Source organism: Spirosoma soli, assembly GCF_042684525.1.
Classification (GTDB): Bacteria; Bacteroidota; Bacteroidia; order Cytophagales; family Spirosomataceae; genus Spirosoma; species Spirosoma soli.
Genome location: NZ_JBHULN010000003.1, coordinates 206,410 through 230,632, shown reverse-complemented (window position 1 = coordinate 230,632; position 24,223 = coordinate 206,410). Strand labels below are relative to the sequence as shown.

20 protein-coding genes and 1 tRNA gene are annotated in these 24,223 nt (G+C 47.5%); 17 read left to right on the top strand and 4 right to left on the bottom strand.

Annotated elements, in window-relative coordinates; all coding sequences use genetic code 11:
• Window positions 1-145: 145 nt before the first annotated feature.
• Window positions 146-946, top strand: coding sequence for an LOG family protein (locus ACFSUS_RS07085; protein WP_381521017.1), 801 nt, complete (start codon window positions 146-148; stop codon window positions 944-946).
• 29 nt (window positions 947-975) lie between these two features.
• On the opposite strand, the gene dnaB is transcribed toward ACFSUS_RS07085, so the two are convergent.
• On the bottom strand, window positions 976-3,603 hold the full coding sequence (dnaB, locus tag ACFSUS_RS07080; RefSeq protein WP_381521015.1) for a replicative DNA helicase: 2,628 nt from the start codon (window positions 3,601-3,603) through the stop codon (window positions 976-978).
• A gap of 358 nt (window positions 3,604-3,961) precedes the next feature.
• On the opposite strand from dnaB, the gene ACFSUS_RS07075 reads away from it, so the two are divergent.
• The 4 genes from ACFSUS_RS07075 to ACFSUS_RS07060 are packed head-to-tail and all read left to right on the top strand — an operon-like array spanning window position 3,962 to window position 8,909.
• Entirely contained in the window at window positions 3,962-4,927 is a 966-nt protein-coding gene (locus tag ACFSUS_RS07075) for a PhoH family protein (protein ID WP_381521013.1), read from the top strand.
• A 52-nt stretch (window positions 4,928-4,979) separates the two neighbouring features.
• Entirely contained in the window at window positions 4,980-6,260 is a 1,281-nt protein-coding gene (locus ACFSUS_RS07070; protein ID WP_381521011.1) for a M43 family zinc metalloprotease, read from the top strand.
• A gap of 55 nt (window positions 6,261-6,315) precedes the next feature.
• Window positions 6,316-6,768, top strand: coding sequence for a GNAT family N-acetyltransferase (locus ACFSUS_RS07065; protein WP_381521010.1), 453 nt, complete (start codon window positions 6,316-6,318; stop codon window positions 6,766-6,768).
• Window positions 6,765-8,909 carry a ComEC/Rec2 family competence protein gene (locus ACFSUS_RS07060; protein ID WP_381521008.1) on the top strand — a complete coding sequence of 715 codons (2,145 nt, stop codon included), beginning with the start codon at window positions 6,765-6,767 and terminating at the stop codon, window positions 8,907-8,909. Before ACFSUS_RS07065 ends, ACFSUS_RS07060 begins: the two co-directional genes overlap by 4 nt.
• Here ACFSUS_RS07060 and ACFSUS_RS07055 read toward each other — a convergent pair whose 3' ends face one another.
• Window positions 8,910-9,506, bottom strand: a complete 597-nt coding sequence (locus ACFSUS_RS07055) for a hypothetical protein (protein WP_381521007.1) — start codon at window positions 9,504-9,506, stop codon at window positions 8,910-8,912.
• Between the two features lie 94 nt (window positions 9,507-9,600).
• Window positions 9,601-10,164: a hypothetical protein gene (locus ACFSUS_RS07050; protein WP_381521005.1), complete on the bottom strand. Its 564-nt coding sequence runs from the start codon at window positions 10,162-10,164 to the stop codon at window positions 9,601-9,603.
• A gap of 131 nt (window positions 10,165-10,295) precedes the next feature.
• Here ACFSUS_RS07050 and ACFSUS_RS07045 point away from each other — a divergent pair, with 131 nt between their 5' ends.
• From ACFSUS_RS07045 to ACFSUS_RS07010, 8 genes are all read left to right on the top strand, one after another.
• Window positions 10,296-10,967, top strand: coding sequence for a TetR/AcrR family transcriptional regulator (locus tag ACFSUS_RS07045; protein ID WP_381521003.1), 672 nt, complete (start codon window positions 10,296-10,298; stop codon window positions 10,965-10,967).
• Between the two features lie 71 nt (window positions 10,968-11,038).
• Window positions 11,039-12,367 carry an ABC1 kinase family protein gene (locus ACFSUS_RS07040; RefSeq protein ID WP_381521001.1) on the top strand — a complete coding sequence of 443 codons (1,329 nt, stop codon included), beginning with the start codon at window positions 11,039-11,041 and terminating at the stop codon, window positions 12,365-12,367.
• Between the two features lie 88 nt (window positions 12,368-12,455).
• Window positions 12,456-13,004, top strand: a complete 549-nt coding sequence (locus ACFSUS_RS07035) for a deoxycytidylate deaminase (protein ID WP_381520999.1) — start codon at window positions 12,456-12,458, stop codon at window positions 13,002-13,004.
• Window positions 13,001-13,606: an acyl carrier protein phosphodiesterase gene (locus ACFSUS_RS07030; protein WP_381520997.1), complete on the top strand. Its 606-nt coding sequence runs from the start codon at window positions 13,001-13,003 to the stop codon at window positions 13,604-13,606. Before ACFSUS_RS07035 ends, ACFSUS_RS07030 begins: the two co-directional genes overlap by 4 nt.
• 65 nt (window positions 13,607-13,671) lie before the next feature.
• Window positions 13,672-14,706: a DNA polymerase III subunit delta gene (gene holA / locus ACFSUS_RS07025; protein ID WP_381520995.1), complete on the top strand. Its 1,035-nt coding sequence runs from the start codon at window positions 13,672-13,674 to the stop codon at window positions 14,704-14,706.
• An 83-nt stretch (window positions 14,707-14,789) separates the two neighbouring features.
• Window positions 14,790-17,225 (top strand): TonB-dependent receptor, encoded by a 2,436-nt coding sequence (locus ACFSUS_RS07020; RefSeq protein WP_381520994.1) that lies wholly within the window; start codon window positions 14,790-14,792, stop codon window positions 17,223-17,225.
• Window positions 17,226-17,265: 40 nt separating this feature from the next.
• A complete protein-coding gene (locus tag ACFSUS_RS07015; protein WP_381520992.1) occupies window positions 17,266-17,835 on the top strand; it encodes a hypothetical protein in 570 nt (189 codons plus the stop codon).
• A 654-nt stretch (window positions 17,836-18,489) separates the two neighbouring features.
• Entirely contained in the window at window positions 18,490-19,047 is a 558-nt protein-coding gene (locus tag ACFSUS_RS07010; protein WP_381520990.1) for an RNA polymerase sigma factor, read from the top strand.
• A 232-nt stretch (window positions 19,048-19,279) separates the two neighbouring features.
• Here ACFSUS_RS07010 and ACFSUS_RS07005 read toward each other — a convergent pair.
• Window positions 19,280-19,356: transfer RNA gene (locus tag ACFSUS_RS07005), tRNA-Met, on the bottom strand.
• A 113-nt stretch (window positions 19,357-19,469) separates the two neighbouring features.
• Between ACFSUS_RS07005 and ACFSUS_RS07000 the strand changes: the two genes are divergently transcribed.
• The 4 genes from ACFSUS_RS07000 (at window position 19,470) to pnp (ending at window position 24,161) form a co-directional block, all read left to right on the top strand.
• Window positions 19,470-19,862, top strand: coding sequence for an START-like domain-containing protein (locus ACFSUS_RS07000; RefSeq protein WP_381520988.1), 393 nt, complete (start codon window positions 19,470-19,472; stop codon window positions 19,860-19,862).
• Between the two features lie 107 nt (window positions 19,863-19,969).
• Window positions 19,970-21,484: an LptF/LptG family permease gene (locus ACFSUS_RS06995; RefSeq protein ID WP_381520987.1), complete on the top strand. Its 1,515-nt coding sequence runs from the start codon at window positions 19,970-19,972 to the stop codon at window positions 21,482-21,484.
• Between the two features lie 106 nt (window positions 21,485-21,590).
• Entirely contained in the window at window positions 21,591-21,866 is a 276-nt protein-coding gene (rpsO, locus tag ACFSUS_RS06990; RefSeq protein WP_381520986.1) for a 30S ribosomal protein S15, read from the top strand.
• Window positions 21,867-22,022: 156 nt separating this feature from the next.
• Window positions 22,023-24,161 carry a polyribonucleotide nucleotidyltransferase gene (gene pnp / locus ACFSUS_RS06985; protein WP_381520984.1) on the top strand — a complete coding sequence of 713 codons (2,139 nt, stop codon included), beginning with the start codon at window positions 22,023-22,025 and terminating at the stop codon, window positions 24,159-24,161.
• The last annotated feature ends 62 nt before the right edge of the window (window positions 24,162-24,223 follow it).

Genomic DNA, 24,223 nt, shown 5'->3' with positions numbered 1-24,223 from the left:
TACCACAATCTACGTTATTCTATTCCGCTCAGGAAAAAGCTTTGTTGGCATGGCTGACAACCTAGCTTTTTTGAACAGTTTGGGCGGGTAGTCTTTTTATATATAGTGAGTACGTTTCGCGCCCACTGCCTTTTTCATCAGTCAAATGGAAGCAACCAAAGAAAATGTTCAACGCTCTGAAACGCAGAGCACCGAACGCATTGCACAAGATTTACCAAAGCGCGATGAGTTACTCTTAACGCCCGACGAACAACGAATCAAAGAAGCCTTTCAGGACCATAACTGGAATGAGATCAAGACTGCTGATTCGTGGGTTATCTTCAAAGTGATGGCCGAGTTCGTCGAAGGCTTCGACAAATTGGCCAAGATTGGTCCCTGTGTGTCTATTTTCGGCTCGGCCCGTACCAAGCCTGACAATCCGTATTACAAGATGACCGAAGAAATTGCGGCCAAATTAGTGCGGCATGGCTACGGTGTCATTACGGGCGGAGGACCAGGCATTATGGAGGCCGGTAACAAAGGTGCGTTTGAACAAGGCGGCAAATCTGTCGGCCTGAATATCAAACTCCCTTTCGAGCAGCATAGCAACATTTATATCGATCCCGACAAGAGCATCAACTTCGATTTCTTCTTTGTTCGGAAAGTAATGTTCGTAAAATACGCGCAGGGATTCGTTGTTATGCCCGGCGGCATGGGAACGCTCGATGAACTGTTTGAAGCGATTACGCTAATTCAGACCCGTAAAATTGCCCGATTCCCTATCGTTCTGGTCGGCCGCACTTATTGGCAGGGCTTAATTGACTGGATCACCAACGTAATGTTGAATCAGGAGCACAACATCAACCCAGAAGACATGAAGCTCATCAGCATCGTTGATACGCCCACCGAGGCCGTCAAAGTTATTGACGAGTTCTACAGCAAATACTTGCTGAAACCGAATTTCTGATGTAACGCGGCTTTCCAGCCGCGTTACGTTTAAAACGGGGTTTCCTGACTAGGGTCGGCGTTGCCGAAGTTAGAAAGGTTGTTTGCTTTACTTTTAAAGACGCTACCTGCCGATGGTGGAGTTTCAAAAGAATTGAGTCCGTTCACGTCAGGCGCAAACCCTTGAGCTTGCACTGGCTCGAAGTACGAGTCGAGATCGCAGAATTTTGTGAACTTATTGATAAACCGGAGTTGGATCGTGTCGAGCGAACCGCTTCGGTTTTTTGCAATAATAACCTCGCCAATTCCCGCTGTCGAATTACCGTTCTCGTCCTGCGTAATGTTATAATACTCGGGCCGATACAGGAAGCAAACCATGTCGGCGTCCTGCTCGATAGATCCCGATTCACGAAGATCGGATAGCTGGGGTTTCTTGTCGCCACCCCGCGTTTCAACGGCCCGGCTTAACTGCGAAAGCGCAATAACCGGTACGTTCAATTCTTTGGCCAGGTTCTTCAGCGCCCGTGAGATCGATGCAATCTCCTGTTCGCGGTTGCCGCCTTTACCACCCGACGTGTCTCCCGACATTAACTGAAGATAGTCGATAACAACCATCTGAATGTCGTGCTGGGCTTTCAGGCGTCGGCATTTGGCCCGCAGTTCCAGAATGGACAGGGCAGGGGTATCGTCAATGAAAATAGGAGCTTCGGTAAGCCGCTGAATCTTGTGATGTAACTGCGTCCACTCGTGGGGAGCCAGCGTTCCTTTTCTGATTTTCTCGGAATCGATCTCCGCTTCGGCCGAAATAAGACGGTTTACCAACTGCACCGACGACATCTCCAGCGAGAAAATAGCGACTGGTTTTCCATGGTCCACAGCCGCGTTACGGAGGGCAGAAACCACAAATGCTGTATTATGCGTCACAGTCATGTCTTCAAGCAGAAACAAGTGGTTTCCGTCGATGGTGAAGCCGTAGTAATCGTCGACTTTATCGTATTTAACTTGAATGCCTGTTACCCGCCAATCGGCCCTTGCTTTGAGTGGACGCGCTTTTTTACGCTCTATTTGTACAGGAATCGAATCTAGATTACCAAAGATGCGTAGTCGATATACCGTTGAGGTAAAGCCCCGCGACGCAATACTGGCTTGCTTTTCCTTGAGTGAACAGCGGAAGCCTAGCGTATCACAGAGGTATTTCAGTTGTTCAGCCAGCTGCTTATTTTTCTGAGTAATTTCGTAGCAGTTAAACGCTTCCTGATAATGTCCGTCGCTGTCAATCAATCCCGCCAGCAGTTTCAGTCGGTTTTCGGTCGAGTTAATGAGGTATGCACGCGGAATGTGCTTATTCTCGATCACTGACAGCCCACGTAGCTGTTCCTGTAGATTAAATACGGTAGGTCGTTGACCCCATTGAGCTCCTCCGCGCTGACCGGATGTAATGGCGTAGTTATTGGTACGATTATCCTGTTGATAAGTAACCATTTTCAAACCAAGTTGATCCGCATAAGATTGGAGGTAGTCAATGACTTCAGTATCTGTGTTTGTAATACGTGAACTATAGCTATGGCCATCGCCGAGCCATAACCCAACAAAATAAGGGTCCAGCGGAACAGCCTTCTCTGGAAATTCAACTGCAACCTTATAACCTTTATAGTTGGTTTTAAATTTGTCTGATTTGGTCAGGTAATCACGAACGGATATATTAAGAACATCCCCTTTTGTATGGGAGCCCTCATTACGTGAGCGTTTAAGTGATAGAATATGGCTTTCGTTGACGCGGTAGCTGATGCCCTTGTTCTGATGCACCCAGTACATCCGCTCCTGGCCCCGAGCAATAGACAACACACGTCTTGGGGTTGAATCATCACCCATCAGCAGATCGCCTTCGCGCACGTCTTCTACTTTACGCAGTGAGCCATCAAACATGACAACCTTTGTGCCTTTGCCCAGGCACTTACCCATGGCTGGCCTAGCGGCTAAGATGATTAATTCCGTGGGCTGCCAGCCGGAGGTTACGCGGTCGAGGTTGGTGAAGCCGGAGGGAACGCCCGTTAAGCCTTCCTGGTTTTTCTTTGTCTCCAGTTCGTTTAACGCCATGCGCACAATGGTGCTCATGTCAGCGTAGTTCTTCTTAATGTTCGATTCCGAAATCTTGAAGAGCGACTGTTCTGTCCGATCAAGCAGTTCAAATACGTCGGTCGTGTCTTCGTACGCATCCCGTAAAATGACCGACGACATGGAAATCAGGGCTCGTTTGAGGGCCTGTTCGGAGATGACACGCGCATGGTACTCGATGTTGGCCGCTGAGTTGACCCGGAAGGTAAGCTCAGACACGAAACCACCCCCGCCGACCAATTCGATCTCACCCGTTTTGCGGAGCTGCTGCGTAACGGTAAGTAGATCAATAGGATCAGAGTTGCCAAACAACGTCAGAATCGCGTTGTAAATCCGCTGGTGGGCTTCTTTGTAGAACGTCTCGGGCTTAAGAATGTCCACAACTGATGAAAGAGCGTCTTTTTCGATCATCAACGCACCTAGTACAGCTTCTTCGAGATCAAGCGCCTGCGGGGGAAGCTTACCAAGGCCTGTGTCGAGCCAGGCATTACCAGCTTGCTGACGGCCCCCAGCAAAGGCCGATGGCTTACGAAGATGTTGGTTAGGGCGTATGTTGTTCTCCATGTCTTACTGCAAGTTTACGCAATGAACCTCGCATTAGGCAAGTCCTCTCAGGCAACGTATAAGCTCGGCGAACTAATCAAACGTCGTAACATTCTGGTAATGTTGACGCTACGACATTGAAAAAAAATCAGTTTTTTTAAGCAACGGTTTACCACGAAATATGCGTACATGATAGGGAAGGTGATACCAGCCTGTATGTCAGCAAGATAAATCTTTATTACTATAAAATGTCTTTTTTTTACCAATATTTAGCTGTAAATAAGAAAGCGCCGAAAACGAATAAATTTTTGATGAAACGTGTTGTAGAAGCAAAGAAATCGCTTACTTTTCGGAATCACACTTTAACTCTATTCATCGTTTGGTCGAAAAAGTCATCACCCTCGACAATGTCTCGCTCATCGACTTTCTGGGCGTAGAGAATCATAATATTAAGGAAGTGGCAGCTGCCTTTCCGATGAGCAAAATCATCTCGCGCGGTAACGAAATTCGCATTAAAGGCACCACGCCCGAGATTACCCGGATCAGTGATATTCTGGACTCACTGATGGAACACTACCAGAGATACGGTAAAATAACCCACGAAAACGTGCAGAACTACATCAGTCATAGTGGGCAGCCTGTCAATGGTAACAGCGTCGTTGCTCCCGTTGTCCCCGACGACGATGAGGTACTAGTGTATGGAAATCGGGGCGTTGTTGTCCGGGCCAAAACCGACAACCAGAAACGGTTGGTTGAAGCGGCTGAAAAACACGACCTGGTATTCGCAATCGGGCCTGCCGGAACGGGTAAAACCTATACGGCGGTAGCCATTGCAGTGCGGGCCTTGAAGAATAAAGAAGTGAAAAAGATCATCATCACTCGTCCCGCCGTTGAAGCGGGCGAAAATCTGGGCTTTTTGCCGGGTGATCTCAAAGAGAAGATTGATCCGTACCTGCGCCCGATCTACGACGCGCTCGATGACATGATTCCGGCTGAAAAACTGAAGTTTTATACTGAGAATCGAATCATCGAAATTGCACCGTTGGCTTATATGCGGGGACGAACACTGAATAACGCATTCATCTTGCTCGACGAAGCGCAAAACACGACGTCAATGCAGATGAAGATGTTTCTGACCCGTATGGGACCGACGTCGAAGGCGATCATTACCGGCGACCGTTCGCAGATCGACTTACCTAACAAACAAAAATCAGGTTTGGTAGAGTCAGTCGATATTCTGAAGAACATCAAAGGTATTTCCTTTGTCGAGCTCGATGGGCGTGATGTCGTTCGGCATCGTCTTGTTCGTGAAATTATTACTGCATATGATAAAGCAGGTCAATAACAATCCAATACGTAGTAAAAGAACCGGGTGGCATTGGCTAGCCGGTTCTTTTATGTGTTTACTTGTGTCGGGTGCATGGGCACAATCGCCCGAAGCGCCCGCTCTTAACCGGTGTGGTACCGTCGAATTTGAGAAATACCTACAGCAACGAAACCCAAATCGGCTTGGGCAACTTCGCGAATTAAATCGTTTGGTTGAACAGGCCGAGTCTAACGGAAAGTTGTTACGTCAGCAGGCCGATAATGTGATCTATCGAATACCAATTGTTGTTCATGTTGTGCATAACACGGCTTCGGGGGAGATTGGTGGATCAACCAACGGTAATATATCCGATGAGCAGATCGCTTCCCAAATTCAGGTTTTAAATGAAGATTACCGACGCCAGGCGGGTACCAGAGGCTTCAATACAAGTCCCATTGGTGCCGATGCGGGTATCCAGTTTTACCTGGCGACTAAAGACCCGAACGGGCAGCCGACGAATGGAATAACCCGGCACTATTACGCGCAGAAATCGTCGTTTAACGTTTTCAACGATGCGGAACTACTGTCGCAGATTGCGTACTGGCCCAGCGACCGGTATCTGAATATTTGGGTAACAAAAGTTGACGAGTATTTAGGGTTCACTCAGTTCCCCACGATGGCCGATACGTTACGAGGTTTACCAACTGACGCAAACGAGTTCATTGACGGCTCGATCATTGATTATCGCTATTTCGGCCGGCAGACCGGTGCCGTGCGTGACCCAACTTATTCGTTTGGGCGGACGGCTACGCATGAAATCGGCCATTGGCTTGGCCTTATTCATACCTGGGGTGATGGCGACGGCTGCGCCGAAGATTACGTAGCGGATACGCCCCCAACAAAAGCGCCGAACAATACCCGCCAATGCCGCCAAACGTATTCAACATGTAACAACGGCCCACAAACCCGCGACCTGATCGAAAATTACATGGATTATTCGCCGGACGAGTGCATGAACTTGTTTACGCAGGGGCAAGTGAATCGGATGCGGACCGTGCTGGCCCTTAGCCCCCGACGCGTGCGGCTCATCAAGTCGTCCTCCGAACCTTTAGCTGAATCAGAAACGCTGGCGATCAATGTGTATCCGAACCCGGCCGGGGCAGAGCCAACTGTAGAAGTACGATTGAAAGGATTTCAGTCGTTCACGGTTGATGTATTTGACGCCACGGGCCGTCAGGTACGAACCATGAGTTATGCAGATCAACCCAGTACCCTGGTATCTTTTTCAACCAACGGATTACCAACCGGAATATACATCGTTCGGGTTAAAACCAGTGGTGAAACGGCAAGTAAGCGTTTGTTGATCCAATGAGTAAATAGTGCTGGGTATGAACTCAGTAACCCCATCCGTATTGCCGTAACATAACATGATTAACGTTTTACCCATTTCTTCGCCTGAAGAGCTCGATATTGCCTTTGCCATACGTAGAGAAGTGTTTGTCGAAGAGCAAAAGGTGGCCGCTGAAGAAGAGTATGATGAGTATGAAAGTGGTAGTACTCATTTCCTGGCTCGTCTTGATGGTACTCCCTGTGGCACTGCGCGCTGGCGACGTACGTCTAATGGTATCAAGATGGAGCGGTTTGCCGTTTTGCATGCATATCGAGGCAGAGGTGTTGGAAAGGCCCTGGTTCAAGCCGTACTCGACAGCATTTTTAGTCAACAGCCCGAGCCTATCGAAAGTATTTACCTGCATGCTCAGGTAACAGCTATGCCCCTATACACCAGCTTTGGCTTTGTTGCCGTTGGGCCGATGTTTGAAGAGGCTGGCATCCAGCATTATAAGATGGTGTTGCCAGGATCTGCCTATTCAAAGCAATGAAAGGCTACCCTTTCGTTCGGTATGTAGCTGGACTAGGTGCGGGCATTATCCTATATACCCTCTTACCTAATGGATATGCTGTACCCTTACTGGCGTTCGCTGTAGGCGTTTGTTTATTCGTTTGGGGGTTTGCGCAGGATGCTGGTAATTCTATAAAACCGATTCGCATTGGGCAGGGCATGGGCGCTCTTCTTATCTTGCTGGGTTTAGGGTGGGCCATAACCTATCAGCGTACGGCAAGCAATCGTCCTGACAACATTCTTACTCTTGCTGATACGCTACAGGCTTACGAGGGCGTCGTTGCCACGCAGCCCGAAGAACGAGCTAAAACTTACCGGGTAGAACTTGAATTACGCAGGGGGAAATGGGGGCTTTCTTCTGTGTCTAAATCATGGCAGCCTTTGAGCGGGCGGGTAATTGTGTATCTCGACAAAGCTAGCCAGACCTCCCCGCAGACAATGCCAAGCGTGGCCCAGCCTCGCTATGGTGAAGTTTGGCTTGTGTCAGGCTCTCCTCGTCCGATTGATCCGCCCTTGAATCCGGGCGAGTTCAATTACAAGCGATACCTCAGCTACCGCAACATTTATCATCAGCAGTATCTAAGGCCATTTCAGCGGAAGGTCATGGGGTATGAACCGCCCAATCAGTTAACCCGATTAGCAACGGTTGTAAATCGATGGGCCGATAGTGTTTTTACCCACCAAGTTGGTACGCGGGCTGAATATGGAATCGTGAATGCTATGATTTTAGGTGTTCGTGATGATCTCGACACCGAACTATATCGTTCCTATTCAACGGCAGGAGCGGTACACATTCTATCTGTATCAGGTCTGCACGTAGGTATTCTCTTTCTTGTATTAACCTGGATACTGCACATATTGGCTCCTAATCAGGAGAACAAGGTTTGGGTGGCGGTTGTGAAGCTGGCTATTCTGTGGTTCTACGCGCTTGTAACGGGCATGTCGCCACCGGTGCTACGGTCGGCTGGCATGTTTTCGATTCTGATACTAGCTAAGGCGCTGGGTCGTCAGCAGCAGCTTGCCAATACCCTTGGAGCATCGGCATTCTTCATTCTCTGCTTCGATCCGTATGCCTTGTTCTCTGCCGGATTTCAGTTGTCGAACTTAGCCGTAGCGGGTATTGGTGCGTGGCAGTCCCCATTGTATCAGACAATTAACCTTCGCAACCGATGGGTAAATAAGCTGTGGGAAGCAACAGCTGTTGCCCTGGTGGCTCAACTTATCACGTTTCCGTTAGGTGTCTTCTATTTTCACCAGTTTCCGACGTACTTTCTGCTCGCCAACCCGGTCGTAATGATTCTATCGTTTCTGTTATTGCCAGTAGCCATGGCCACACTCGCCTTTAGTTGGGTGCCCTACGTTAATGAGGTATTGGGATGGGTTCTGGCAAAAACCGCGTGGTTACTCAATCAGGCCGTCATGTGGGTTGGGCAACTGCCCGGAGCCGCCTGGGATGGGCTTTGGCTTTCTCCAATGGCAATGTGTCTAACGTACGCTGTCATTCTGGGTGTGGTCGCCTTGCTGTTAACTCGTGATCGAAGCTACTTGTGGGCAACATGTCTGGTTGCTTTGTTACTGGCGAGTGTCATTAGCTGGGACAACTTTAGTCAGCAAAACCAACGGCGGTTGGCCGTACATTTTCTGCCGCATCGCACGGCAATCAGCGTAACTGATGGCCAGAGCAGTACGTTGTTAACGGATCTCGATACTACGGATAGTCGCTCGTTCGACTTTTATCTCAAAAATACTTTTGGGCAGTGGGGCGTAACTAAGTTGACAGTTGCCGACGCAAGGTCCACAGCTCCTGCTCACATCCGGAACTACCACAAAACTTCGGATTATGCGTTGTGGGTATGGCAGGGGCAAACGTTGCTGGTGGTTAATAAACTCGGTAATAAGTCACCTTGGCGATTGCCAGCCGTCGTTGATTTTCTCATCATCCGACGGAATGCGCTGCGAGAGTGGGACCAACTCAGCGGACGCGTCGTCGCCCGGCACATCATATTCGATGATTCGAACAAGACACCACTGACTGATAAGCTATTGGCTGAGGCAAAACAGCGCAGAATTACCTGTTATTCGGTCCGGCAGATGGGCGCTTACGTGACCGAGTTGAATTGATCAAAACCGATAAGCGCCTGTGATGCCAACACTCGACGAATTAAAGTTGGCCTGTAAACCATAGATTGAAACGCCCGAACCAAACGTACCGTTAGCCGTAACGCTGGGTATAATCTCGGCACTAAGGTACCATTTGGGCTTAATGTCATACATGACGCCCAGCACAAAGCCGATACCAACAGAAGGAGTGAACAACGTTACAGAAGAGCCATTGATGGTCGTTGTTGATCCATTACCAATATCGATAGTGGTTGTGCCCCCAGATATGGATGTCAGGCCGATACCCGCAATAAGTTCGGTGCCGTAGATAAAGCTTAGCTTTTCGTCCATTGGTTTCCGTTTCTCCTTACCAATAGCACCGTTGACGTTAAAACTTACCTGTGTATTGTCATTAATCACGTTAACGCCAAGCGTACCAACAGCCAGGCGATACCGCCGGTACGTGTTTTCTGAAAGTTGTTTTTTGTAGATAAAGCCGACATTCGTCAAATTAGCGGGGCTGGTGCGCAGACCGATTTCCCGCTTAGGAACCTCTTGAGCCTGAGTCGAAAAACTGAATACAATAAATGCACAAAACAGTAAGTAATTAAGCTTCATAGTTTCGGTTGAAAGTATATGAATACGTTGGCAATATACAAGGAAACAAAAATGGCTCACCAACTGATGAGCCATTTGTAAGGATAAAGTTATTTTACAAGGTTGTTGCCGAGGGCGCTGTGGTAGAGGGAGCTGTTGTGGAAGGAGGGGCCCCAGACGGCACTCCTTTCGCCGGAGGCCGGAAACCACCCACTTCTTTCTGCATCTCAGGTTTCTTAGTCTGATATTGGGTCCATTGCTCAGCCGTCAGAATCGTTTTGAGCTTGTCTTCCTTTTCTTCGTTCAGCATGATCATCATGTCCTGAATCTGCTTACGGGTTTCTGGACCGGGTTTGCCATCTTTTCCTACAATATCTTTAATAGCGTCCTGTTGCTGATCGGCATACTCATTGTTTAGCTTTTTCACAGCTTTGGCCTGCTCTTTGTCCAGTGCCAGGTTTTCCTTGAGCCATTTGGTTTCCCGATTAGCGATGTCACCGGCAATATTAGGGATGGAAGCCCGCGGAGAACCGCCCATATTCTGACCACCCATGCCACGGCCCATTCCGCCCATGCCGGGACTCATGCCCCCGCCTGGGTATTGACCGAACGTTTGACTGCTTAGCCATAAGAATGCACTCAAGCTGAGAATGCACGACCAAACCGATTTACTGCTCATAATAATTACGTTCACTACGGTTAGAACTACGTCAATTAAATACCGAAGTACGGTAAAAAAAGGACGTTAAGGCGTTGATAAGGAGAAAAAAGAGCTAAACTTTTTCCATGAACCAGCCGTTCTCCAAGTGTATGGAAACGCTCGAAAAAATCCGTAAGGCGTACACTGATTACGTCTTAGAAAACGGAAAGCAACCCACCTCCGTCTTCCAGTTTGCAAAAAAACTGAAGCTTGCCGAAGCTGAGTTTTATAATTATTACGCATCCTTCGATGGCATTGAAGCTGACATCTGGCTGGCCTTCTTTCAGGAGGCTAAGACAACCGTCGAAGCGGACGAAACCTATCAGGGGTACTCAGTTCGGGAAAAGCTGCTAGCCTTTTACTATACCTGGATTGAATTGCTGAAAGCCCAACGAAGCTTTGTTGTTTTTAGCTACGGCCGGTTACGGCCTGAGGGCATGGGGCAAAGGGCAGAAGGTATACGGGCCAGACGGCAGAATGCCAACAACCGTGTGTTGCAGCCATTTAAAGAAGCATTCTTTGATTACGCCCGCGATTTGCTCGCCGAAGGTCGGGAGAGTAAGGAGGTTGAACCCCGCCCGTTCGTAACGGATCGTTATCCCAATGCACTTTGGTCACAAACGCTTTTTTTGCTCGATTTCTGGGTACGCGATGCCAGTAAGAATTTCGAAAAAACAGATACTGCCATCGAGAAAGCTGTGAATACTGCTTTTGACTTAATCGGCCGTTCACCGTTGGACACGCTGTTCGACTTCGCCAAGTTCATCTACCAAAATAAATGAGTGAATGAGCGAAATAATGAAAGAGCGTTTATGATTGTTACCGCTCTTTCGCTCGTTTACTCTTTGAGCGCATGAAAACACAAAATTCCGTTCCGACGACTAAAGTTGCCCGTGCCAGTCAGTTTGTGAAGGCCGGTGTGAAGGTTGGCGGTAACTACATCAAGCACTATAGCAAAAAGCTGATTGATCCGGGCCTTTCAAAAGAAGAGCTTCATAAAGACAATGCAGCCGACATTTACGACGCGCTGAGCGAATTGAAAGGCTCGGCCTTGAAAATGGCGCAGATGCTTAGTATGGACCGTGGCCTGCTGCCCGTGGCTTATTCTGATAAGTTTACTATGGCGCAGTATTCTGCTCCGCCTTTGTCAGGACCACTGGTTGTCAAAACCTTTCGGACCTATTTTGGCAAGTCGCCCAATGAATTGTTTGACAAATTCGACATCAATTCAGTCAATGCCGCCAGTATCGGGCAGGTGCATCAGGCCTGGAAGAACGGTAAGAAACTGGCCGTTAAGGTACAGTATCCGGGCGTAGCCGATGCTGTTAGTTCTGATCTTAAAATTGCTAAGCCATTGGCTGTTCGACTGCTTAACCTCGACGAGCGGCAGATTGACCGGTACATGGGTGAAGTTGAGAGCAAATTGCTCGAAGAAACCGATTACGAACTTGAACTCCGGCGTAGCATTGAGATTTCAGAGGCTTGCGCCCATATTGACGGGTTAGTTTTTCCGAAATACTATCCCGAATATTCCAGTAAGCGCATCCTCACAATGGATTGGCTGGATGGCTTGCACCTGAAAGAGTTTTTAGCAACGAAGCCATCGCAGGAGGTTCGTGACCGCATCGGCCAGCTATTGTGGGACTTTTACGACCATCAGATTCATAACCTTCGGCAGGTTCATGCTGATCCTCATCCGGGCAATTTCCTGATGCGGGCCGACGGCACGATGGGTGTCATTGATTTTGGTTGCGTGAAGGTCATCCCAGATTTCTATTACGACAATTATTTCCGCCTGATCAATCCCGATACTATTCAGGACGAGGCCCTGACGCAGCAGATCTTCACAAATCTTGAGTTTTTAGTAGCACAGGATTCGGCAAAAGATCGCAAGTTTTTCTCGGATCTGTTTGTGCAGATGATTGAGATGCTTGGCGCTCCGTTTGCGGTAGATGAGTTTGATTTTGGCAATGACGAATACTTTAACAAGGTGTATGCTTTCGCCGAAGAACTGTCGAGTTTAGAAGAGCTACGATCGTCGAAAGTAGTACGTGGTTCGCAGGACGGTCTGTATGTTAACCGCACCTATTATGGTCTCTACGCCATGCTAAACGAACTGAAAGCACGGGTTCGGACGACCAAGCCAGAGTGGCTGAAGCCTAAGAAAACGGCGCTTGCTTAAGACTAGTAAAGCACAATTCGTTCGTAAAACGGATTGCCAGGCGGTAACAGACCGAAGGCAATCCGTTTTATAGTTTTATCTTTACCTTATGTTACTCACCACTGACACTGCCGTTACGCACACCAGGCCCCGCTTCGACGATATATTTATGGAGCTAGCCGTAAACCTGGCGAAACGGTCACACTGCATTAAGGCCCAGGTAGGAGCGGTACTCACCCGCGACACGCGCATCATCTCCATTGGCTACAACGGTCCACCGGCCGGAACTCATAATTGCGACGAAGAATATCCGGGCGTTGGCTGTCCCCGCGATTCAAAAGGGTCGTGCTCGCTGGCCCTTCACGCCGAAGAAAATGCGATTTTGTACGCAGCCAAAAACGGTTCTGAGGTAGAGGGCGCTACGATCTACGTAACGCTGTCGCCCTGCATTGCCTGTGCCCGTATTATCTACAGTATGAAAATCGCGCGGGTTATTTATCTGCACTCTTACGCTGAATACAAAGGCATCACTTCCGACGAAGGCGTCGATTTCCTGCGCCGGTTTGGTGTCACGGTCGACCGCTACGTGCCCGGTGAAGGAGTTACACTGATGTCGGAACCGCCAATTACCCGAAAAACGGCCAGCCCGTTATCATGAACATTCTGGCGCACGCGTATTTATCAAACCGGAACGAGGGCTTACTTATCGGTAACTTTATCGGCGATTTTATCAAAGGCGATCCGGCCAACCCGCGCCATAAGTTAAGTGCTGACGTAATTGCCGGTATCCGGGTACATCGGGCAATTGATACGTTTACCGATGAACATCCCGACGTGGCGGCTGTGCGGCAACTACTGCGTCCGCGTTGTCATAAATATGCCGGTGTAGCGGTAGATGTGTTTTTTGACCACTTCTTAGCGATCAATTTCAGGCAGTTAACGGGTGAGCCATTGCATGAATTTACACAGTACTTCTACCAGACCTTACAGCGTAATTCGGCGCGTTTCCCGGTTCCGGCTATTCGGATGCTCGATGCGATGATGCGCTACGACTGGCTCATACAATATCAAACGGCCGAAGGCATAGACCGATCGCTGAAAGGAGTGTCTCGCCGTACAGTATACCCATCCGGGCTAGATACAGCAATTGTAGATTTTGAACGTTACTACGAGCAAATCGGAGAACGCTTCGGCCATTTCTGGCCAGAATTGGTGAGCCACATTCGCCAAACGTTGGAAACCCTGCCCGATGCCCGTTAACTTTGTAGTCCTAATTTTTGTCCTATACAACCGGCCGCTCGTGCGGTCGAAACTCATAAGTACAGTTGATTGCCGCCGTTGACGCCCTGCTGAAAGACATCCGTAATAAGCGGATCGCTCCTGTTTATCTTATCCACGGTGACGAGCCATTTTATTTGGATCGGATTGCTGATGAACTCGAAAAAGTGGCTGTACCCGTCGCCGAACGAGGGTTTAATCAATTTGTGTTGTTCGGTAAAGACACCGATGTCGGGGCCGTGCTCAACTATGCCCGCCGGTATCCGTTCATGGCCGAGCGGCAGTTGGTGCTCATTAAAGAGGCTCAGCAAATGAGCGGAATCGGCGATAAATCGGCCCAGACTCTGCTGGAAGACTACGCCTTAAATCCATTAGCCAGCACCATCCTGATGCTGTGTTACGTGAAAGAAGAGGGCAAACCAGGCTTAGACGAACGCAAGGCATGGGTTAAAGCCTTTGGGTCGAAGGGTAAACTGCTGGGCGTTAAAAAGCTGTACGATACCAAAATTCCGGATTGGGTAGGCGAGTATTGCCGCGAACAGGGGGCAAAAGTCAGCCCTAAAGCCTGCCAATTACTGGCCGATCACATCGGTAATGACCTAAAACGGTTAGCGGGCGAGATTGATAAAATTCTAATCAACCTACACGTTGGTGAAGAAATATCGGCTGCGACGGTTGAGCGATTAGTAGGAATCAGCAAAGAGTATAATGTATTTGAGCTCCAAAAGGCGCTTGTTCAACGCGACGTCGTGAAAGCGAATCGGATTGTCGATTATTTCGGGCGTAACCCTAAAGACAACCCACTCGTTGTTATTCTGGCACAGTTATTCGGCTATTTTAGTAAAGTACTTTTAGTACAGGCCTCAAAAGACCAATCCGAGAAAGGATTAGCCTCCTTATTAAGCATCAATCCCTTCTTTGTCAAAGATTACCTGTCGGCTGCCCGTACCTTTCCGCTCGCTAAAGTGGCAGACATTATCCATGCCATTCGCCAGGCCGACGCCCGCAGCAAAGGTATCGATTCGCCTACCATGAGTGAGGCCGACATTCTGCGCGAATTAGTATTTGACATACTGCACTAACAAACGTTAGGTTTATATGTTATATTTGCAACCTTGTTGCAATAGTTCGGGTTTCCGACTGAGCAATACGTTGTAAATAGCGAATGAACCAAGCGAAAAGGGTAATAGGTCTGGTAGGCGTGGTGTTAGGTATCCTGACCGGACAAATTAAGAGCTATGCCCAAACGCCTTGCGTGGCCAGGCTGACTGGTCAGATTATAGCTCAGGATACGCATGAGCCGCTCACGGGAGCCACTGTTTACGTTCGTGAACTGGCAACCGGAGCCGTGGCCGATACAACGGGTTACTTCCGGCTCGCTTCCGTTTGTCCAGGCCATTACACACTTGATTATCAGTTTGTTGGTTATAGAGAAGCAACAGTTTCAGTTACGGTCGGGGTGGATTCGTCAATAGTGCTGGCTCCAGTCCAACTGATTCCTGATAATCAAACTCTACAGGAGGTTGTTGTGACTGAGCATCGTTCAGAGGCAAAGCAACTCCTCCAGGTGCAGACTGCTTTGACTGGTAACGAACTGGACGCTACTCGTGGCCAGTCGTTGGGTGAAAGCTTGAAAACCCTGCCAGGCCTGTACTCTATTCAGACTGGGCCATCCATATCAAAACCCGTTATTCATGGTCTCTACAGTAACCGTATTATTACACTTAACAATGGTGTGCGTCAGGAAGACCAGCAATGGGGAACTGAACATGCGCCACAAATTGATCCGTTTTTAGCCTCGCAGTTGACGGTCATTAAGGGGGCTGCCAGCATTCGATACGGCTCCGATGCCATCGGTGGCGTAATTCTGGTCGAGCCCAGAGCGATGCCTACAAAGCCTGGTTTGGGAGGAGAGTTAAATGTCGTAGGTGGTACAAATGGTGGCCAGGGGACGGTCTCGGGGCTGGTTGAACAAGCGTTTGATAAAAAACTGTCGGGCTTAAGCTGGCGACTGCAGGGGACCATAAAGCGAGTTGGTTACGCAAAAACGCCTAACTACTACCTAGAAAACAGTAGTTACCACGAAAACAACTTTTCGGGTACCCTGAACTATACCCGTCCGATTTCATCAGGAGGAACTGCCGGTGCCGAGATTTTTTACAGCCGATTTGGTACCAAAGTGGGTTTATTCACCGGAGCGCAGGTAGGAAGTCTTGCTGATTTTTACGCAGCCATTGCCCGACCCGAGCCACTTAACCAGCCTGGATTTTCGTATGACCTCGGTCGACCTTATCAGCAGGTAGATCATGATTTGCTGAAATTCCGTGGCTTTATTCGATCCAGTCGATGGGGTACGCTAACGGCTACCATTGCCCGTCAGCAAAACGTTCGACAGGAATATGACTTCTTATCTTTCAGCCGTGTAACCAGTCCGGAATTATACCTGAAGTTGGTGTCTCAAACGGCTGATCTGATCTGGGAGCACCCGTCGATAAAGATCGCAAGCGGTGGCGAGTTCTCGGGTAGTGTTGGGTTTAACGGGATAACGCAGGGCAACGTTCGGCGATTTCTGTTTCTTATTCCTAACTACCGAAACTATGGCGCGGGGCTGTTTGCCATCGAACGGTATGCGCACGATCGCTGGACGGTGGAAGGAGGATTACGGTATGACTATCGTTGGCTGAGGGCCTTTTTCCTGGATGAATCGACAAACGTTACTACTAATCAAACTCGTGATTGGAGCAACGTGACGGGTTCACTTGGCGCTACGTACCAATTCAGCCCCAAACTGACCCTGTCGGCTAACCTAAGTACTGCCTGGCGGGCACCGAACGTCAGTGACCTTTATTCCGATGGGCTGCACCAGAGCGCGGTTGCCTACGAGCGTGGTAATCCAAACCTCAAACCTGAGCAGGCATACACGACAAACCTAGCAGTTGAATACGTTGGTAAACGGTTTTACGCCGACCTTACTTTCTACAGCAACTGGATAGATAACTACATCTATCTCAAGCCTGATTCGGTCCCCATCGTCCGTCAGCGTGGGGCGTTTCCGGCGTATTCCTACAGTCAGGTGCGAGCCACGTTTCGGGGCATCGATGCTACGTTCCGCTATAAGCTCGCTGACCGGCTCACACTTTTATCAAAGACCTCCATTCTGTTTGCTTACGACCACACGAACCATGATTATCTGGTTTACATTCCCCCCAATCGGACAGATAACGGCTTACGCTATGAGCTGAACAACGACCCGGCTCCGTCTCCCCGTAAGCGGGTATCTGGGTTATACGTTAGCGTAAATGGGATGTACGTTGCTCAACAAAATCGGGTGCCCACTGTGACCCAACGGCAGGAAAACGGCCGTATCATTTTCACTGGTGACTTTGCCCCTCCACCGCCCGCTTACACTCTGTTGGGCGCCGAATTTGGATTTGTCTGGGAATTTATCGGGAGACCTTTCGATGTCATTCTAACTGGTACAAACCTTCTAAACCGAGCTTACCGCGATTACTTAGATCGTTTTCGGTACTTCGCCGATGAGCCAGGGCGTAACATCATGCTAAAAGTTAAAGTCCCACTGACGATTGCGAAAAACCATTAACTGCATTTTTCATTTTTAATCAACTATAACGTTTAACGCTATGTCTCTTTTCAAAAAAACGCTGCTTTTGTTCGTTCCTGTTGTCTTGCTGGTTGGAGCTTGTAATACGGACGAAGAAAATGTAGCTCCAACTGATTCAAACGAAGCTATTACAACCGCAACGTTAAGTTTAACTAACACCGCAACGCCTACCGAAGTCGTTACGGCTACGATTGATAACCTGACGACACAGATCGATACGAGTAAATACGTATTAAGACTGAGAGCAAATACAACCTACTCGGGTGCTGTGACTTTGCTTGACAAAACAAAGACGCCTACATTGAATGTGTCTGCTGAAGTTAAAGAAGAAGGTAACGAGCACTTGTTTGTCTATACGTTCACCCCTGCTGCTGGTTCGCCAGCATCCATGACTATTACGGCGACCGATAAAGATACGAATCCGGCACCGGGGCCCTACCCAATCGGTCTGACCACTCAGATTCGAACAGGAGCGGTCGGATCGGGTAAATTGAATGTCGTATTGCGTCATCAACCGGATGTAAAAAATGGCACTGCTCAGCCTGGATCAAGCGATCTGGATACTGATTTTAAGGTTTTAATCCAGTAAAGAATCTGGTTAACTAAGCATCTGGTTTTACTCTAGAACGAACAAAACAGTAAGCGTAGCTTAGCTTAGGGCTGCGCTTACTGTTTTGTTACACGATGCATTCGTCTAAATATAGTGGTGTTTAGCAGTGTTAAGAATTTGCAGATGGTTAACTAATGCTAATTGTAAAGCGCCATTTTAAAGAATAATATAAGCTTTATTACCATATACTTTTAGTAAGCATTACTCAAAGTTGTAGTTTACATGGTATAAAGAAATGCGTCTGGTTATAATGTACAGATACTGTACTGATTTTAGCTGTAATTACTAGCATAACACATCAGGTAAGTATGGTGGTAGATTAATTGTATCTTAAAAACAGACAAACAAGCAAAAAACAGGCTATTTATATACCGAATAATAAATTTAAAATATTTTAATCTGTTGTAGGTAGTTGGTACTATGTTAGCTTAACGTAATAATTATCTTGTTTAAATATCAATATAGTGCAAATACGAGCTAAATGAATATTAAGTTTAAGCGAAGTGAGAAGCAGAGTACATTTTAAATGAACAACTGAAGATTTGTAACCATTCGCTCACTTGAAGAATCTGTTTTAACTTTGTTGTTATAAATACTATTAACCTTAACCGCCAGACATTTATCCACTTCTCCATGAAACAAGCTAGACTGGCCGACGAGCAACTTGTAAGCCTTTATCAGACCGATAACTCGAGCGATTCGTTTGAAGCTCTTTATAATCGCTACGTCAGTAAAGTCTACCAGAAATGTCTGTCGATAACTAAAGATTCTGAGGCTGCTCAAGACTACACTCAGGATATCTTTATCAAAGTATTTAACAAGTTAGATACGTTCCAGAATCGGTCCACATTTTCCACCTGGTTGTATTCAATATCTCATCATTACTGTCTAGATCAGTTGCGTCTAGGCAAACGATTAGGTACTGAATCGCTGTCAGATGAGGTAGTAAACGAAGCTAGTAGCGAACTGGTAGATCCTCAGGAGTCAGTTGAGTCGAGACTACAAGCGCTGGAAACGGTTATGAATGAGTTGCCCACTGAAGAGGTGGCGTTGTTGCGACTTAAGCACGAACAGGGCTTATCAATTAAAGAAATTAGTCAGAAGTATTGCATCTCGGAAAGCGCAGTTAAAATGCGGCTGAAACGAACACGCGACAAATTACAGCAGCTGTATTTAGATCGTGATCTTTGATTAAACGCTAAACCGAAAATAGAACCAAGGACCAGGAGTTCTTAGTGAAAAGCAAACCAGTAAAAGGTTTGCTTTTATGTTTTGTAAGGTCCATCTCAGTATGAGCGAACTGAATGGCCTTAGCTAAAGGGCTATTCAATGTAGAACCAGTTACCGCAAAGAAGCCTACTCAGAGACTGTCAGGTGAGACTCCAAAAAGAGAAGGCCCTTAGCTGATTAACTAAGGGCCTTTTGGTAGCGGGGAGCAGGATCGAACTGCCGACCTTAGGGTTATGAATCCTACGCTCTAACCATCTGAGCTACCCCGCCGAATTGATGCCACAAAAGTAAACAAAAAACGGCCCAACGCAAAAAAGGGCGTTGACTTTCGCAAAAATTTTCGTTTACCTTTGCCAAGGTCCCCCTTTTCTACAGTATCTGATATGGAGAAATTTAAATTTGTTGCCGAGTACGAACTCCGGGCGTCCCCTAAAATGCTGTTTCCGTACATCAGTACAGCGTCGGGTTTATCACAGTGGTTTGCAAATAAGGTAAACACGATGCCGGAACAACGATTCGATTTTCAATGGGACAACGAAAGTCATGTAGCCCGGCAAGTGTCAATGCGGCAAAACAAAGGCGTTCGTTTCGAATTTTTAGGGACAGATGACAACGGTTCTGACAACAATTACGTTGATTTTCGGGTAGACCAAAGTGAACTGACGCAATCCACTTTTTTGCGTATCACCGACTACTCATCCACTACCGACGAAGACGAACTCAAAGATCTTTGGGATGGTTTAATGGATAAGCTGAAGGAAATAGTCGGTAGTTAAAAAATGCTAATTTTTTCGCCCTGCGCCGATATTTCTACGGTCGTTGACGTTCACTATTAAGGCTATATGTCTGCTTCGAGCTCAACGTATTCCATTGTAACGGCTGCATGAAAAAGATAGATAAATTAGTGCTTGGCTCGTTTTGGGGGCCGTTTGTTCTTACCCTTGGCGTCGTCATCTTCATTTTTTTGATGCGGCTGCTCATGTTCTACATTGATGATTTTGTTTCAAAAGATCTCGATCTGACCACGTTCGGTCGCTTACTGTTTTACTTTGCCCTGCTTACAATTCCTACTGCGTTACCCTTGGCGGTTTTGTTATCGTCGTTGATGACCTTTGGTAACCTAGGTGAGTTTTTTGAGTTGACGGCTATGAAAAGTGCGGGTATTTCGCTCACCCGAGCCATGCGCCCTTTGTTAATCGTAGCTATTGGGATTAGTATATTTTCGTTCTGGTTTAATAATTCAGTTTCTCCCTGGGCCAACCTGAAAGGTTATAGTTTGCTTTACGACATAAAAACCGCTAAAGCGAGTCTGAACCTGAAAGAAGGCATATTTTACAACGATTTACCAGGTTATAGTATTAAGGTTGACAAGAAAGTCAAAGCACCTAAAGGAAGTACTACGGGCGATTTGCTCAAAGGGCTGGTTATTTACAAACATTCTGCAAATGGCTTAGAAAATGGTAATCGCGAGATTATCTTGGCCGATTCAGGGCGGATGTATACCGACAAAGACCGCTCTTACCTGGTTTTCCAACTCTTCAATGGTAATAACTATCAGGAGTATTCTGACAACTCTTCGGTTAGCTATGCCAGTACCGGAGGGGCAGCCAAAGGGGCACAGTTTGTTCGTAATGGATTTAAGGATTACCGGTTAACAGTTAGCCTGGAGTCATTTGGTATTAAACGGACCGATGAGAACCAGTTTCAGTACCATGAATACATGAAGAATCTTAATGAGCTATCTACATTAACTGATTCTCTCCGGAAAGATTATAAGAATACAAGTCTGAGCGTAGCCAGTACCTCACGTCAGTATTATAATTACCAGTTCAAAGCTGATGCAACTGCCAAACAAAAGACGGTTACGGATGGTAAGTGGGTAGATTCTTTATTACGTAAACAGCATATTATTCCGCAGGAGCTTGCACAGGCAGCAGTCAGTCAAGCACAAAATATTTTGTCTTATGCTACCTCAAACGTAACATACCTGACTGAGAAAGAAAAAAACGTCTGGAAATACCAACTGGAAAGCCATCATAAATTTACGCAGTCTATTTCCATCTTCGTTATGTTTCTGATTGGGGCCTCCATGGGGGCTATTATTAAAAAAGGCGGCTTTGGATTGCCAGTGCTTGTCTCGATCGTGTTCTTCATTTTCCTCTATATTTTAACGCTGACCGGGGATAAATACGCTAAAGAAGGCCTTTTGTGGGTGCCACTCGGAGCTTGGATGGCAAACATGGTGTTATTCCCAATTGGTTTGTTTCTCATGCAACGCGCTCGTCACGATTCACGTTTATTCGATAAAGATGTGTATATCATCGCTTGGGAGCGGCTGAAGAAAAAGTGGAAAGAGCGTCAGGCAAACCCGTCTGTTGCACCGACTACTGTTAGCTAGGATGTAGATCGATAGATGCTGTTCAGTGCACTGCCTGACTTTTTATCCATTAATTTACTATCTTTGCACCCAAATTCATTTTTTCCATTCTATTAGCTGTCTGAAGATGTATTTAACGACCGAAAAGAAACAGGAGATTTTCTCCACCTCGGGTCATGCCAAGAGTGCAACGGACACCGGGTCGGCCGAATCCCAGATCGCGCTGTTTACGTACCGGATCAGTCATTTGACCGAGCACCTGAAAGTTCACAAGCACGACTACGGCACCCAACTGGGTCTTTTAAAATTGGTAGGTAAGCGTCGTCGTTTGCTGAACTATCTGCAAAAGAAAGACATTACCCGGTATCGGGCTATTCTGGCGGCATTAGGTCTCCGGAAATAGTCGGGCCACCACAGAAAAAAGGGAATCTGCTAACAGTAGATTCCCTCATTTTTGTAGTTTCCTTACTGAAGCGGTGATTGCTGCGGTGAAAGCGGTTGAGGGTAGGGTAGAAAAGATGTTTTAAAGCTGTAAGAGGGCGTATTCAAAAACTGTTGTATGTTTCAAATCACCACGCAATCCGTTGCGCTGCCCGACGGGCGGGAAATTACCATCGAAACCGGCAAACTGGCCCGACAGGCCGACGGAGCGGTGGTCGTACGACTGGGCGACACCATGCTATTAGCAACTGTCGTATCCAGTAAAGAGGCCAAAGAAGGCGTCGATTTCTTGCCACTATCGGTTGATTATCAAGAAAAATTTGCATCTGCCGGGCGCATTCCTGGTAGTTTTCAACGGCGTGAGGGCCGTCTGGGCGATCACGAAATTCTGATCAGCCGGTTAGTAGACCGTGCTCTGCGACCTATTTTCCCCGACAATTACCACGCTGATACTCAGGTTATTATTACGCTAATTTCGGCAGATCCCGAAGTACAGCCCGATGCATTAGCTGCACTGGCTGCTTCATCAGCCTTAGCTGTATCTGATATCCCATTTAACGGGCCAATCTCGGAGGTACGTGTGGCCAAAATTGATGGAGAGTACCGTATTAACCCTAAAACCGCTGATCTTGAGCGGGCAACCATTGATCTGATTGTTGCTGCTACCGAAAAGGATATTTGTATGGTAGAAGGCGAAATGGACGAATGTTCAGAAGCCGAAGTGGTAGAAGCCTTGAAAGCTGCTCACGAAGCCATCAAAGTACAATGCCAGGCCCAAAAAGAACTGGAAGCTAAGGTTGGAAAGACCGAAAAACGGGAATACAACCACGAAACGCACGATGAGGAACTTCGGGCGGCTGTTCGGACGTACTGTTACGATAAAATATACGAAGTAGCTCGTCGGCAAAACCCAAGTAAGAAAGGGCGTGCCCAGGGATTCCGCGAAATTCGTGATGAATATTTAGCGACCTTCCCCGAAGGTTCAGAGGTTAATGTTAGCTTAGTGAAGACCTACTTTCACGATCTGGAGTGGGAGGCATCGCGTCGGTTGGTGCTAGATGAGCGTGCCCGTTTAGATGGGCGGAAATTGGATGAGATTCGCCCAATTTCGGCTGAAGCAGGCTATTTACCCGGTCCTCACGGTTCGGCTTTGTTCACACGGGGCGAGACGCAATCGCTGACGACTGTGACACTTGGCACTAAAATTGACGAACAAATTGTCGATCAGGCCATGTATCAGGGGTACAGCAAATTCCTATTACATTATAACTTTCCCGGTTTTTCAACGGGAGAAGTAAAACCGAACCGGGGGGCTGGCCGTCGGGAAATTGGTCATGGTAACCTGGCTCACCGGTCGCTTAAAAAAGTTTTGCCACCGGAGAACGAGAATCCATATACAATCCGGGTTGTGTCTGATATTCTGGAGTCGAACGGCTCATCGTCCATGGCAACAGTTTGTGCCGGTACAATGGCATTAATGGATGCAGGAATTAAAATCAAGGCGCCGGTAGCGGGTATTGCAATGGGCTTGATTCAAGATACTGAACCTGGGTCTGATAAATACGCAGTATTATCCGACATTCTTGGTGACGAAGATCACCTGGGGGATATGGACTTTAAAGTAACAGGTACTGAGAATGGTATTGTGGCTTGCCAGATGGATTTAAAAGTCAATGGACTATCGTACGAAGTACTTGCACAAGCTTTGGAGCAAGCTCGTGCTGGTCGGTTGCACATACTTGGCGAGATGCGGAAAGGTATTGCTGACGTCCGGTCTGACCTAAAGCCACACGCACCTCGTGCCATTGTCATTAAGATCGATACGAACCAGATTGGAGCCGTTATCGGACCCGGTGGTAAGGTTGTTCAGGACATCCAGAAAGATTCGGGCGCTGTTGTGAACATCGATGAACATGACAACGCTGGTTGGGTAAGCATTTTCGCTACCAACAAAGAAAGCATGGACAAAGCCGTTTCACGCGTGAAAGGCATTGTGGCCGTTCCGGAAGTGGGCGAAGTATATGTTGGTAAGGTTAAAACCATTCAGCCTTTTGGCGCTTTCGTCGAATTCATGCCAGGCAAAGATGGATTATTGCACATTTCCGAGATCAAGTGGGAGCGCTTAGAGAGTATGGAAGGGGTGCTACAAGTAGGTGAAGAGGTGACGGTAAAGTTGATTGACGTGGATAAAAAGACCGGAAAGTATCGTTTATCGCGTAAAGTTCTACTGCCGAAGCCAGAGAACAAAAATGCATAAGTGATTGTTACTTTTTTGTGTAATGCAACGTCCAAAGTTAGCGTTATATAGTCACCCAGACC